The sequence below is a fragment of the Collinsella aerofaciens genome (genome assembly GCF_001405375.1).
Taxonomy (GTDB): Bacteria; Actinomycetota; Coriobacteriia; order Coriobacteriales; family Coriobacteriaceae; genus Collinsella; species Collinsella aerofaciens_F.
Genome location: NZ_CYYP01000008.1, coordinates 47,500 through 60,578, shown reverse-complemented (window position 1 = coordinate 60,578; position 13,079 = coordinate 47,500). Strand labels below are relative to the sequence as shown.

Annotated in this window: 11 protein-coding genes; all 11 read right to left on the bottom strand. The window is 58.7% G+C overall.

Annotation, left to right across the window (positions count from 1 at the left end; genetic code table 11):
* Nucleotides 1–132: 132 nt before the first annotated feature.
* The 11 genes from ARB25_RS05440 to ileS all read right to left on the bottom strand — a co-directional run bounded on the left by ARB25_RS05440 (nucleotide 133) and on the right by ileS (nucleotide 12,678).
* Complete coding sequence (locus ARB25_RS05440; protein WP_055286433.1) at nucleotides 133–1,539, bottom strand: AI-2E family transporter; 1,407 nt, start codon at nucleotides 1,537–1,539, stop codon at nucleotides 133–135.
* A complete protein-coding gene (locus tag ARB25_RS05435) occupies nucleotides 1,536–2,327 on the bottom strand; it encodes an RNA polymerase sigma factor SigF (RefSeq protein ID WP_022094589.1) in 792 nt (263 codons plus the stop codon). Before ARB25_RS05435 ends, ARB25_RS05440 begins: the two co-directional genes overlap by 4 nt.
* A gap of 1 nt (nucleotide 2,328) precedes the next feature.
* Nucleotides 2,329–2,706 (bottom strand): ATP-binding protein, encoded by a 378-nt coding sequence (locus ARB25_RS05430; RefSeq protein WP_006233993.1) that lies wholly within the window; start codon nucleotides 2,704–2,706, stop codon nucleotides 2,329–2,331.
* Complete coding sequence (locus ARB25_RS05425) at nucleotides 2,699–3,286, bottom strand: hypothetical protein (protein ID WP_055286431.1); 588 nt, start codon at nucleotides 3,284–3,286, stop codon at nucleotides 2,699–2,701. Before ARB25_RS05425 ends, ARB25_RS05430 begins: the two co-directional genes overlap by 8 nt.
* 100 nt (nucleotides 3,287–3,386) lie before the next feature.
* Complete coding sequence (locus ARB25_RS05420; protein WP_082421882.1) at nucleotides 3,387–4,736, bottom strand: replication-associated recombination protein A; 1,350 nt, start codon at nucleotides 4,734–4,736, stop codon at nucleotides 3,387–3,389.
* A 60-nt stretch (nucleotides 4,737–4,796) separates the two neighbouring features.
* On the bottom strand, nucleotides 4,797–6,044 hold the full coding sequence (locus ARB25_RS05415; protein ID WP_055286430.1) for a deoxyguanosinetriphosphate triphosphohydrolase family protein: 1,248 nt from the start codon (nucleotides 6,042–6,044) through the stop codon (nucleotides 4,797–4,799).
* A 31-nt stretch (nucleotides 6,045–6,075) separates the two neighbouring features.
* The gene (locus ARB25_RS05410; RefSeq protein ID WP_055286428.1) at nucleotides 6,076–6,498 is read right to left on the bottom strand and encodes a prepilin peptidase; all 423 of its coding nucleotides are present in this window, start codon (nucleotides 6,496–6,498) and stop codon (nucleotides 6,076–6,078) included.
* Nucleotides 6,499–6,579: 81 nt separating this feature from the next.
* The gene (locus tag ARB25_RS05405; protein WP_055286426.1) at nucleotides 6,580–7,875 is read right to left on the bottom strand and encodes a glycosyltransferase family 2 protein; all 1,296 of its coding nucleotides are present in this window, start codon (nucleotides 7,873–7,875) and stop codon (nucleotides 6,580–6,582) included.
* Between the two features lie 82 nt (nucleotides 7,876–7,957).
* Nucleotides 7,958–8,971 carry an RluA family pseudouridine synthase gene (locus ARB25_RS05400; protein ID WP_055286424.1) on the bottom strand — a complete coding sequence of 338 codons (1,014 nt, stop codon included), beginning with the start codon at nucleotides 8,969–8,971 and terminating at the stop codon, nucleotides 7,958–7,960.
* On the bottom strand, nucleotides 8,971–9,498 hold the full coding sequence (gene lspA, locus ARB25_RS05395) for a signal peptidase II (protein WP_253276051.1): 528 nt from the start codon (nucleotides 9,496–9,498) through the stop codon (nucleotides 8,971–8,973). The genes ARB25_RS05400 and lspA overlap by 1 nt, the downstream gene beginning before the upstream one ends.
* Nucleotides 9,499–9,900: 402 nt before the next feature.
* Nucleotides 9,901–12,678 (bottom strand): isoleucine--tRNA ligase, encoded by a 2,778-nt coding sequence (ileS, locus tag ARB25_RS05390; RefSeq protein ID WP_216595115.1) that lies wholly within the window; start codon nucleotides 12,676–12,678, stop codon nucleotides 9,901–9,903.
* Nucleotides 12,679–13,079 lie beyond the last annotated feature (401 nt).

Here is a 13,079-nt window from a genome sequence, read left to right as displayed (position 1 = left end):
CACATCGAAACAGTTCAAACGTAACGATATTACCATCCCACCGCGCAAGTGCAAAAAAGAGGGCCGGCACAATGCCGGCCCTTCAGCGAAATTGCATGTTAGTGCGTATGAATGTTAACCCGAATTACCCCGCTAGTTGTCGTCATCGTCCATGGAGCCATCGATGCCGGTTTTGGTGTCGTCCGAGTTGGAGTCATCGTCCTTGGCGAAGGGATTCTTGAAGAAGCCCGTGGCATCGGGTTGCAAGCCCGAGAGCTTGATCCAAGGATTATCGAACTCGGGCTTAGGCATCGCTTGGGCCTCGGGCGCAGTCTCGTTGCCGATGAGCTCGGACTCGTAAATGAAGGTGTCGTCGCCGAGCGCGTCGTAGGCGGCGACCGGGTTGCCATCGGCATCGCGGTACGGTGTGCCCTTAAACACGGCGCCGTCATAGGCCACAAGCTGGCGGCCGGTCTCATTCTCGAAGTAGAACACGAAGATACCTTTGAGGGCCGCACAAAGCGGGATGGCAATAATCATGCCGATGGGGCCCATGAGTGCCGAGCCAATAACGAGCGCCGTGAGGCTCATGATGGGATGCACCTGCACCGAGCTCTGCATAACCTTAGGCGAAATCACGTTATCGGTGACGTTTTGCGCGACCATCGTCACGACGAGCGTCCATAACGCCAACATGGGGCTGAACATGAAACCGAGCACTGTGGCGATTGCTGCGCTCACCCAAGGACCGACGACTGGAACCAAATGCATGATGCCGGTAAAGATAGCCATGAGCGCCGCATACGGATGGCCGATGATCATAAAACCGATAAAGGCGAGGAAACCACCGCAGATGGACGTCACGACCATACCGCGCATGTAGCCGCCGACAGAGCGAGAAAGGATGGCGACCATAAAGCGGTACGAGGTCTCCTTCTCCTGACCGATGATGGTGCAAATCTCGTGGTGCATGCGAGGGTAGTCGCAGGCCATCCAGTACGCAAGCACCAGACCAAGGAAGATCACGAACAACTGCGAGGCCGTATTGGTGATGAGCGGGAACACACCGCGGCCAAGCTCGGCAGCGATCTGAGACACGTACTTTGATGCCACAGTAACAAGCGACGAAAGATTATCGTCCAAATACTCCTTGAGCGGCGTGTTGTTGAGCGTCTTGGCATGCGAAATCATCTCGTTGAGATCGCCACCCGCAACACGAAGCTGCTCGGGCAGACGGCTCAGGACTTCCATGATCTGACCAAAGAGAATCGGCGACAAGATGCAAACGACACCGACGAGCACGGCAACAACAACAATAAGCGCGATAAGCGAACCGATGCCGCGATTCACGCCATGGTGCTCGAGCCAGTTGGTGATCGGGGACATCACAAAAGCAATGATGGAGCCGACGGCAAGAAACTCAATAACCGGTGCCAGGATGCCCATAAGGTTAAAGATGACAGCAGCAATAACAATGCAGCCGACAACAGCCCAAATGCGCAGCGTCAGAATGCGGGTGTCGCGCAGCACGCGATCGGTTTGTTGGGGGTGCTCACTCATGAACGAATCATCACTCCGTCGGGGTCGATCTTGTCCTGAATCTTCTTAAGCGTGCGGCGCAGCAGACGCGAAACCTGCACCTGAGAAATACCCAGCTTCTTGGCGATCTCGATCTGGGTCATGCCCTTCACAAAGCGCAGCTCGATCACCTCGCGCTCGCGCGGCGAGAAATCACGGATGGCTTCCTCGATCACTAGGCGGTCATCGGTAAAGTCGAGCTCGTTGTCGTCGTCGGCGTAACGGTCGAGAATCGAGGGGGCATCGTCGGAATCGGACGCACCAGGAGCCTCAATGGGCACCGAGGTATAGGCCGAAGACGATTCCATGGCCTCCAGCACCTCATCGACAGTCACATCTAGATACTCAGCGATCTCCTCAACCTTGGGCGAACGCTGCAGCTCGTTGGTAAGTTTGTCAGTAGCCTGGTTGACCTTGGCCGAGAGCTCCTGCAGACGACGCGGTACGCGCACACTCCAGCCCTTGTCGCGAAAATGGCGTTTGATCTCGCCCAGGATAGTGGGTGTCGCAAACGTCGTGAACTCGAGTCCGCGCTCGGGATCAAAACGGTCGATAGCCTTGAGCAAGCCCAGATAGCCGACCTGCATGAGGTCGTCGAGCGGCTCGCCGCGATTCTTAAATTTGTTGGCAAGAAACCTTACCAGGTTCATATGGGACATGACGAGCTGCTCACGGGCGTCCGGATCACCGGTCTCCTTGTAACGACGAAACAGCTCGCGGGTTTTCTCCTTGTCCCAAGCGGTCTTGCCGCTCCGGGAACGTTCGGTCATATTAGATATCCGCCTTGAGGTCGAGGGAAAGCGTCAGGGGCGCCGTAGTCTTTTCGTAGGAGTCGCACACGCTCGCGAGGATGAGCTCGGCATACACCGCAGCCTGGTCGTCTTCATCGACCGTAGCCTGGTCGCCAAAGGTAATAGTCATGCCAACGTGGGTCTCATCGACATCGAATTTGATGGTGATGTCATCGCAGTCGACCGCGGTGCAACCAAAGATGAAAGCCTCCTCAGCAGCCATGCGGATGTCCTCGATGCGATCGACAGACATAGAGCACAGGGCACCAACGTTGGCTGCCGTCATGCGCACAAGGCGAGCGAGACGCGGGTCACCGGCAACGGTCAGCGTGATAGGGCAGGTTGCTTCGCTACTCATCGCAGGACTCCTCAGAGGTCTCGGCGGGCGTATAGGTGTAATACTGAGCCGGCTTGGATACAGACTTCTGACCATCATCGTCGCCCGCGGCGGCCTCGTCCTCGCCAATTAGGACGCGCTCGGTAGGCTGCTCGGCCTCCGCAGCGGCAGCGGCGAGCTTGCGATCTGCGTCGGCTGCAGGAGCCTTCACCTTATTGAAGAGCTTCTGCACAGCACCGGCGGCAGAGTCGGTCACGCTCGACACAGCATTGCTGGCCTCGGCCATGCTGCCCGTAACCTCGGAAATGTCGCGAACCACGGCTTCGACCTCTACGAGATTGGAGGTAAGGGCATCGACCGCGGTCTTGCTCGACTTAAGCAGCGGCTCCATCAGGGCAAGCGCCGGCGTAAGCTCATCGACAGCGCCATCGAGCTTTGCCACCACAGGCTGAGCCTCGGCGATGGTGTTGTTGAGGTCGTTCACGGTCTTATCGAGCGAGTCGACAACATTGCGGGTCTTGCGCAGGGTAAGCGCGAGCTCAGCGATGGCCCACACGCCGGCAACGGCGAGCAACAGCAGGGCGATTTGAATGGGACTCATACAAGCCTCCCGGAAGAATCGAAATACAGACGCTTTTCATGGTACCCCAAAGGGGACCGAACATGCCAAGAGCAGCAACGTGGGACAAAATTATCAGCAGCTACTTCGGTGCATTCCCGCTGCGGTCGCGTTCGCTTTGCTCCACGCGCCACTCTTCCCAGCCGCGCCCGGCAGGCTGCCAGAACGCACCGCGCTCCAGCCCCTCGGGCAAATAGCGCTGATCGACCCAGCCTTCGGGATAATCGTGCGGGTATTTATACACACCGTAGTCGTCGCTGCCTGGGCGATGGCGATCGCGCAGATAACTCGGCACCTCACGAAGGCCACTAGAATGGATATCGGCCAGTGCCGCATCAATGGACGCCTCACAGGCATTGGACTTAGGCGCCAAACAAACATAGAGCGCAGCCTGCGCGAGGTTAATACGGCACTCGGGATAGCCAATGACCTCGGCAGACTTAAACGCGGCATGTGCCACCAAAAGCGCCTGCGGATCGGCGTTGCCGACGTCCTCAGAAGCATGAATCATAATGCGACGGGCGATAAACTTAGGATCCTCCCCCGCATCGATCATTCGGGCAAGCCAATAGACGGTGGCATCTGGATCGCTGCCACGCATGGACTTGATAAACGCACTGATAACGTCGTAGTGCATGTCGCCGTTTTTGTCATACGTAAAGCCGCGACGCGGGTTGGCGATCTTCACGTCATCCACGGTGATGGGATAGCGCTCCCCCGCCGCCGGCGCTGGCGTTCCCTCGGTATCGGGACGCGTGACGGCAATCTCGCTCGCAAGCTCGAGCGTCGTGAGCGCCGAGCGAGCGTCACCCGCTGCCAGCGTGCAGATGGTCTTGACCGCATCCTCATCGGCCGAGAACTTACCGTTCAAGCCCTGCGGTGCCTCAAGTGCACGTTCAATAAGCGTGGCGATATCCTCATCCTTCAGATGCTCAAGCTCCACGACGCGCCCGCGCGACAACAGTGCCGAGTTGACCTCAAAGTACGGGTTCTCTGTCGTAGCGCCAATCATAATGACGGTACGGTTCTCAACTGCATGCAGCAGGGCATCCTGCTGCGACTTAGAGAAGCGGTGAATCTCATCGATGAATAGAATGGTGCGGCGGTCGTACGTATTCAGGCGCGTCTTGGCCTCATCAATCACACGACGCAGGTCCTTCACGGTACCCGTGACGGCGCTGACCTCAACAAACTCGCTCTTGGTATGGTTGGCGATAATGTGGGCCAGCGTCGTCTTGCCCGTACCGGCAGGCCCGTACAGAATCACGCTCGAAAGCACGTCGTGCTCGATCGCGGCACGCAGCCATGAACCCTTACCGACGGCCTTTTGCTGGCCCACGTACTCGTCGAGCGAATTGGGGCGCATGCGCACCGCAAGCGGCGCATTCTGAAAGGAACGCTCGCGCGTCGAAGCAGAAAAAAGGTCGTCCATAGCCATCCCGTGTATCAATCAAAAACGTTTTCCACTAACAGTATACCGAATTAATACGAACTACCGTTCGTTAATATAGGTACGGTGCGGAAACTCCAGACCAGGGGACAGCTTGCTCGTCAGCTCGCAGAAATAACCGTCCGTCATGCTCGCGATATAATCCACCACGGCTTGATCCTTGTCGTCCTGCCAGGCATAGGTGCGATCATAGTAGGAAAGCTGCTGCTCAATGCGCGAAATATGGTGCTTAAAGATGTAAGAGGACTCGTCGCCACTGTTAAGATCCCGCAGGCAACGGTCGTAGAGCTTTACGAACGCCTCGCGCAGCTCCGCCTCGGAATCGCCTTCGATACCGCCCTTGCTATAGATCTTCTCGTAGTTCTCGCGCTTGGCTCGGCGAATTTCCTCAAACAGGTCCTCGCTCATCTCGATGCGCGGCTTACCATAGCTGTGCTCAACGATATCGATGGAGGCATGCGTGAGGATCCAACTGTTGTAGGCACCGCCCCGGCCATCATCAAAAGCGTCGGGCGAAAGCAGGCCCGCCGCGATCGCATCCTGACGGTCACGACCGACGTAGGCAAGAATATCCGAGATGCGAACGACGCAGCCCTCGAGCGTCATGGGGCGCAGATGCTCAATTGCGCTATAGCCCGTGGCAATGCAATCCTCAACCGTCTGGTCAAACTGGTCAAAGGAGCCCATGTCCGAGAGCTCAAACACACGCTGCTCGTACTCGCCGTTATGGCATAGCACGCCGTCGAGCGTCTGGAGCGACACGTTGCGGCCATACAACGCGTCGAGCACGCGAACCGACTGCACGTTATGGAAAAAATAACGCCCCGTACGCTCATGATAGATATCGTTGAGGAAGCGCTCGCCGGCATGGCCGAAAGGCGTGTGTCCCAAGTCGTGACCCAGGCCAATCGCCTCGATCAGATCGCAATTGAGCCCCAGGGCGCGACCGATATCGCGCGCAATGCGGGAGACGAGCTGCACGTGCAAACCGCGGCGTGACAGATCGTCATTGCTACGGAAGCTAAAAACCTGCGTTTTGCCTGCATAACGGGTGTACGCCGGAAGATGAAGTATCTTTTCGGTATCGCGCATAAACGCCGGACGCATAAGCGTGCCTTTGTCGGCGGCGCGATCAATACGACGAATGACCTGATCATCGTTGCAACGATACGGGTTGACATAGCCCGAAGCACGATCGGCGGCAATGCGCTCGACAAGCTCGGGCGACAACGCCGAGGGAATACGGTCCATGCGCGCCTTAATGACGGCCGTTTCTTGATTAGATTCCATGGCATGCTCCTTAAAAAGGATGCGCAATCGGTTACAAAGTGCAGCCCACGACCTCGATTATGGCAAAAATCGGCACTAAAAACGGGAGCAATGGCAGGGAGCGCGATTTTGCGATGAGGCAAGCGACGGCAAGGGTCAGGAGCGCAACCGCAAACGCGACAACGCCGCCCAGGGGATCGAAGGTACAAAGGGCAAAGAGTGCCTTGACGTCCCCCATGCCAATGCCAGGAGCGTGGCGAACTCTACGCCAGAGCGACTCGGTAAGCACAAGGCCAAGGTAGACGATGACCGCAAGACCGGCATGATCAAGTGCAGTGTTAACGCCCCTGTCGAGCCAAACGCCTGCTAACGCCGCCACGGCACATGCGCCGGCAAGCTCATTGGGAAACCGCCGCTCACGGGCATCAATCCACGCGCCGGCAAAGATGCAAATCCAAAACGGGATATAGATCATCGAAAACCTCCTTGAGCAGCTGCTCAAAAGCAAAAACCACCACAAAGGTGCCTGTCCCCTTTGCGGTGGTTTTGGTGGTGGTTATTTGGCGCCTTGCATGACCTCGTCAAGGGTAACGCTGACGGCGTGCTGCGTCGGGACCCAGTCGACCTTCAGGAACAGCGCGGCCACCGTGATGGGGATATAGCTGAACATAAAGATCGGGAAGGTAAACAGGTTAGTCACCAGACGCCACTTTTGCGCGCAGTGAATGTGCTTGTACTCAAAGATAGTCGTGAGCAGCGCCAGGATAAAGAAAGTCAGATACATCATGGCGAAGGTCATAATGAGCGAAGCGGCACAGGCCTGCATCTCGACTTCGGTAGCCAAAAAGCCGTGCGAGAGTCCACCCACGATCAGGAACGTCGCATTGGCGAGCATCGAGATGAGCGACAGCAGCATACCCGGGGCGATCGTCATGAACATGTCGTAGGCGGCAAAGCGATGGTAGCGGAAGATCGACTTGACCAGGTGCTTACCGTAAGTAAAGAACACCTGGTAGAAGCCCTTGGTCCAACGCATGCGCTGTTTCCAGGACGCCTTAAACGTCACGGGTTGTTCGTCAAAGAACTCCGCCGGCGCATAGCCAATGCGAATGCCGTGAATGGCGCAGAACGTGGTGAACTGAATGTCCTCGGTCAGCGTGTGGAACTGCCAACCGTGCATGCCCTCGATAACGCTGGCGGAGATGAGGTAGCCCGAACCCGAAACAGCGCAGCACGTCTTGCAGATATTACGCGCGTTGTTGAGGAAGCGCGCCTCGCGTAGATACCACGTGGCATTAGCAGCCGAGATCCACGAGCTGCCGAAGTTCTTGGAATTGCGATAGCTCGTGACCACATGGAAGCCCTGGTCAAAGGCATCATTCATCTTGGAAACGTAATCGCGGGAGATAACGTTATCGGCATCGAAGATAAAGTAGCCCTCAAACGTGTCGGGATACTCGTTGAGAATGCGGTCGAAGCCAAAGTCCATGACCCAGCTCTTGCCCTTGCGGGCCAGGTCATTGCGCTCGTAAACAATGGCACCGGCCTCGCGCGCGAGCTGCGCCGTGTTGTCGGTGCAGGCATCGGCGACCACGAAAACCTCGATGAGCTCGGACGGATAATCCTGGTCCTTGATGGAGCGAACGAGGTTGGCGATCACGGCCTCCTCATTATGCGCCGCGATAAAAAAGGCATAGCGATGGAGTTTTTTGGCCTTGGGAGGCGCGACCTCGCCACGAAGAGCGCCAATGACAAAGAAGACCACCTGGTACAGAAAGCAGACCGTGAGCAGCGTAACCACAATCTGGTTAAAGATCACGATGGGCGTGTTATTTTGTAAAAAGGCGAGCATGCAGGCTCCCGAGAACGCGTTACGTAAACAACCGTATATCATACCGCAGGCTTACCGAGTTCAAGAAACCACCTAATACCGGCTAGGCTTCGAGAAGGCCAAGCTGCGGGACGATGTCGTCGCCGGCGGCGGTGCGGCCAAGCGAGCGCGGAGCCAGATCGTCGAGAACCGCAGCGAGATCCCACGGCAACTCGTCGCGGCACTCAATGCGCTCCCCCGTCACGGGATGGTCGAACGCCACGCGCCAGGAATGAAGGAACTGCCTAGTCAGGCCCTGGTCGGCGCGCGCATCGCACTTGCCGTAGAGTGGATCGCCCACGCAGGCGTGGTTGATATGACGCATATGCACGCGAATCTGGTGCGTGCGACCGGTAAACAGATGGCACTCAACGAGCGTATAACCATCGTCAAAGCGCGTGGAATCAAAGCGCTCGAGGACTTTAAAGGTCGTAATGGCCTGACGGGCAAAGGGGTCGTCCGAAACCGCCATCTTGACGCGGTCGCGCGTAGAACGGGCGATACCGGTATTGATGGTGCCCTCGTCCATGGCGATGTGCCCGTGGACAAGCGTGATATAGCGGCGGTCGAGCGTACGCGTGCGAATGAGATTTTGAAGCGCGCGCTGGGTGTCGTCGTCTTTTGCCGCGAGCATAAGGCCCGAGGTATCGCGATCCAGGCGATGCACGATGCCGGGGCGGTCCTCACCCTGCACGGTACCAAGATGATCGATACCGCAGTGGTAGACCAAGGCGTTCGCAAGCGTGCCGCTCTCGTGGCCGCGGGCGGGATGGCACACCAGGCCACGCTGCTTGGAGAGCACGATAAGGTAGTCGTCCTCGTAGCGGATATCGAGGGGAATGGCCTCGGGAATCACGTCGGTCGGGTCGTGCGGCTCGGGCAAGTCGACCGAGATGCGATCGCCGGCGCGTACGGCGCACTTTTTAGAGAGACAAGTCTCACCGTTGACGGCAACGGCGCCTCCCTCGATCAGATGCGCGCAGGCAGAGCGCGTGGGACAGCCATCGTTGGCGCCCAAATAGGCGTCAAGACGCTGACCAGCGGAATCGTCGGCAACAAGAATATGGATGTCGGCCATTAACGCTCATTCCTTTCGCGAATCTTGCGGGCACGCTCCCCACGCTGCTTGGCCTTGCGCTTAGCGCGGGCCTCATCACGGGCATTGAGCTCGGCAGTCGCATCAACCTCGCGGGCCGCGGGGCTCAAGAACATGTATCCGAAGAGGGCGAGCACGACGCCCAAGGTAATGCCGATATCGGCCACATTGAAGACGGGGAAGTCGATGAAGGTGGTGGCAATAAAATCGGTCACGAAGCCAAAGGCCAAACGATCGATAGCGTTGCCGATAGCACCGCCCGCAACCATCGCCATGCCCACAACCTCAAGATGGGCGAGCTGGGGTGCACGAATGAGGTACACGGCAATAGCGACAATGACCGCCAGCGCCAGCACGGCAAACGCGATGCCATGCCCCTCGCCCATGCTAAAGGCAGCGCCGATATTGCGGACAAACAGGAAGTCGATCACGCCGGGGATGACGGTCACATGCAGTGCATCGCCCACGGCACGAACCGCAAGCTTGGTCAACTGGTCAACAAGCAGCACAACGAGCGCCACCCCACCAGCAACACCCAACCGCCAACGCAAAGACGGCGTCATATCCCCAGTACGACCCAAAGAAATCCCCTACCCTCAAGAACATCGAATTCCGTTTAACGCAGAAGATAATCATACATTGACGCAAGCAAGAAGCGACAAATCTCCCAAGAACGGAAACACCGTAGGTAGAGCATAAATGAGTGAGCGGGTCGCATTTGAGACAAGGTGACGTGAAATGAAAGGGCGCTGACCTTTCGGTCGCGCCCTTGAAATTGAACGTCAGATTGTCCAAATGCGGCCCGCGCAGCGTCGGCAGGTCCGACGTTCGCCAGAACGGCGGAACCCCCAATTGCCGCTCTGGCGGGTTTGCAGCGTCAACCGCTTACGCGATTTGGTAAAACCGCGTAACTACAAAGCGTCAGCGCAGCGCTTGCAGATATGAGCGTGGCCGTTGTACTCGCCAACGGTGGTGCGGTAGTTCCAGCAACGGTCGCAGCACTCGCCCTCGGCAGCTTCAATGGCAACGGAGAGTTCCTCGCCCTGGGTCAGCTCAACATCGGAGACGATGTAGAACTCGGCCAGGTCGACGGCATTATCACCGGTCAGCAACGCGTACATCTCGGCGGGAACGACCGCCTTGACGCGGACCTGCTGGCTCTTGGTGAAGGTGCCGGCAGAGCGGGCATCCTCAAGGGCCTTGGTCACGGCGCTACGGAGCTCGAGTGAAGCCTCGAGCACGCCCTCAAACTCGTTGGCCTCGTCGACCGTGATGGGCGACTTGTACCAATCGAGCAGCGCGGCGTACTTCTGGTGGTCGACGCAGCCGGCGGGCGCATAGGCCATGGCCTCGTCGACCGTGTAGGACAGGATCGGCTGCAGGTCACGCATGAGCATCGAGAAGAGCTCGGCAAGCACGGTCTGGGCGCTGCGGCGCTCGAGCGAGCCGGGCTTGTCACAGTACAGACGATCCTTCAGGGCGTCGAGGTACACGTTGGAGAGCTCGGTAACCACGAAGTCGTAGAGCGCACGGTAGGCGCGCGGGAACTCGTAGCTGGCGTAGGCGTCGTCGACCTCGGCCTGGACCTGGGTCAGGCGGGCAACCATGAGCTTGTCGAGCGGCAGCAGGTCGGCAAAGGCGACGCCGTCGGTCTCGGGCTCAAACTGACCCTCGAGCTCGGACAGCAGGAAGCGCAGCGTGTTGCGGAAACGACGGTAGGCATCGGACGTACGGGCAAGGATCTCGTGGTCGATAGACACGTCGGAGCTGGTATCGACGGATGCAACCCACAGACGGATGATGTCGGCGCCCATCTCGTCGCAGACCTTGTTGGGGTCGATGACGTTGCCGAGCGACTTGGACATCTTGCGACCCTGGCCGTCGAGCGTGAAGCCCTGCGAGACGACCGCCTTGTACGGAGCGTGGCCGTTGGCGCCCACCGAAGTGAGCAGCGAGCTCTGGAACCAACCGCGGTGCTGGTCGGAGCCCTCGAGGTACACGTCCGCCGGGTACTCAAGCTCGGGGCGATACTCGCAGACGGCCTTCCAGGAAACGCCGGAGTCCCACCACACGTCGAGGATGTCCTTATCGGCCTTGAGGTGATGGCCGCCGCACTTGGGGCAGACGCAGGCCTCGCCCAGGTAGCTCTCGGGAGCGTCGGTGAACCAGGCGTCGGAGCCCTTCTCGTGGAAGAGCTTGATGACGGCGTCGAGCGTGGCGTCGTTCATAACCTTCTCGCCGCAGTCGGCGCAGGTGTAGCTGGGGATAGGCACGCCCCAGTTGCGCTGACGGCTGATGCACCAGTCGGGACGCTGCTCGACCATGGCGCCAATGCGGTTGGCGGCATGGGCCGGATACCACTTGACGTTCTCGCGGACCTCCTTGCCAGCCTGCTCGCGCAAACCGGTCTTGTCCATCGAGACGAACCACTGGTCGGTAGCACGGAAGAGCACCGGGTGCTTGCAGCGCCAGCAGTGCGGATAGCTGTGCGTGATCTTCTTCTCGAGGACCAGGGTGCCGCGCTCGCGCAGGAACTCGATGATGTGCGGGTTGGCCTCGTCGGTGTCCATACCGCTGAAGGGGCCACCGGTGCCAAACTCCTCGCCGGTGTAGAACTTGCCGTCGTCATCGACCGGCATGCAGATGTCGGTGATGCCCTCCTTGAGGCAGGCAAAGTAGTCGTCGACGCCGTGGCCGGGCGAGTTGTGGACGATACCGGTACCGTCATCGACACCGACGTAATCGGCCAGCAGCGCCACGCCCTCAACACCGTCAAAGATTGGCTGCTTGTAGTGGATGTGGTGGAAGGTCTCGGCGGGAACCACATAGGGCTTGCCGTCGACCATAACCGGGGTGTACTCCCAGCCAAACTCCTCACAGCACTTGGGAGCCAGGTCCTCAAGCATGACCTCGGCACGACCATCGTGCTCAACGGCAACGTAGGCGGCGCCGGGCTTGAGGGAAACGGCCTGGTCGGAGGGGATGGTCCACGGCGTGGTCGTCCAGATGATAAAGTCAACCGGGCCGTCGAAGTTCTCGAGGCCGACGGGCTTGGAAGTCATCTCGAAGCGCACGAAAATGGACGGGCTCGTCTCGTCGGAGTACTCGATCTCGGCCTCGGCCAGCGCGGTGTGGCAGTGCTTGCACCAGTGAACCGGCTTGTGACCGCGATAGATCATGCCCTTATCGAACATGGCCTTGAAGACCTCGATGTCGGCGGCGTCGTGCTGGTGATAGAGCGTCAGATACGGGTTGTCCCAGTCGCCAAGCACGCCCAAGCGACGGAAGCCGGCCTTCTGGAGCTCGATGTTCTCGACAGCGAACTCGTTGCAAAGCTCGCGGATCTTGGCCGTGGAGGTCTGGTTGAACTTCTCGGTGCCGAGCTTTTCCTCGACCTTGTGCTCGATCGGCTGACCGTGGCAGTCCCAACCGGGGACATAGGGAACCTCATAGCCCTGCATCATCCAGTAACGGTTGATCATGTCCTTGGAGATCTTGTTCATGGCATGGCCGATGTGGATCGGACCGTTGGCGTACGGAGGACCGTCGTGCAGCACGAACTTCTTGTGACCCTCGTTCTTCTTCAGAACCTGCTCGTAGACCTTGTTGTCCTGCCAGTCCTTGAGTCGCTTGGGCTCGGACTTGGAAAGACCGGCACGCATGGGAAAACCGGTCTTGGGCAGATTCATCGTCTGCTTGTACTCGTTTGCCACGGTACCCCTTTCATGTCGTGGGCGCGCACGCCCGATGGGCACCAAAAAAAGCGCCCGTCCCTGCAAGCTGGGACGAAGCGCCACAAAACGGGCTGCACGCCCGCAAAAGCTCTTCGCTTAACCACCCAGCTTAGATGCCCTCGCCCGCGTATTCGCGCGCTCGCATCCGTTACTCGGCTGGCCTGTATCGACGACCATCTCGGCGATGTCTACTAAGACGAACCTGCGCGGCACGTCCGTTGGGACCGCAGCTCCGGGGTGATTTTCATCGGTCGCATGCACGGGTTCTCAGCGCTCCCCGCTCTCTGTAACATGCGGACGGCCGACTACTCGTCCCCATCAACGCTTATGCGGAGTATGCTAGCACGTTCCGCGCC

Coding starts and splice junctions, on each gene's coding strand:
- ARB25_RS05415 (WP_055286430.1), bottom strand. CDS start 6,044: ATGGAATCTAATCAAGAAACGGCCGTCATTAAGGCGCGCATGGACCGT.
- ARB25_RS05425 (WP_055286431.1), bottom strand. CDS start 3,286: ATGAGTCCCATTCAAATCGCCCTGCTGTTGCTCGCCGTTGCCGGCGTG.
- ARB25_RS05410 (WP_055286428.1), bottom strand. CDS start 6,498: ATGATCTATATCCCGTTTTGGATTTGCATCTTTGCCGGCGCGTGGATT.
- ARB25_RS05430 (WP_006233993.1), bottom strand. CDS start 2,706: ATGAGTAGCGAAGCAACCTGCCCTATCACGCTGACCGTTGCCGGTGAC.
- ARB25_RS05420 (WP_082421882.1), bottom strand. CDS start 4,736: ATGGACGACCTTTTTTCTGCTTCGACGCGCGAGCGTTCCTTTCAGAAT.
- ileS (WP_216595115.1), bottom strand. CDS start 12,678: ATGAATCTGCCCAAGACCGGTTTTCCCATGCGTGCCGGTCTTTCCAAG.
- ARB25_RS05400 (WP_055286424.1), bottom strand. CDS start 8,971: ATGGCCGACATCCATATTCTTGTTGCCGACGATTCCGCTGGTCAGCGT.
- ARB25_RS05405 (WP_055286426.1), bottom strand. CDS start 7,875: ATGCTCGCCTTTTTACAAAATAACACGCCCATCGTGATCTTTAACCAG.
- ARB25_RS05435 (WP_022094589.1), bottom strand. CDS start 2,327: ATGACCGAACGTTCCCGGAGCGGCAAGACCGCTTGGGACAAGGAGAAA.
- ARB25_RS05440 (WP_055286433.1), bottom strand. CDS start 1,539: ATGAGTGAGCACCCCCAACAAACCGATCGCGTGCTGCGCGACACCCGC.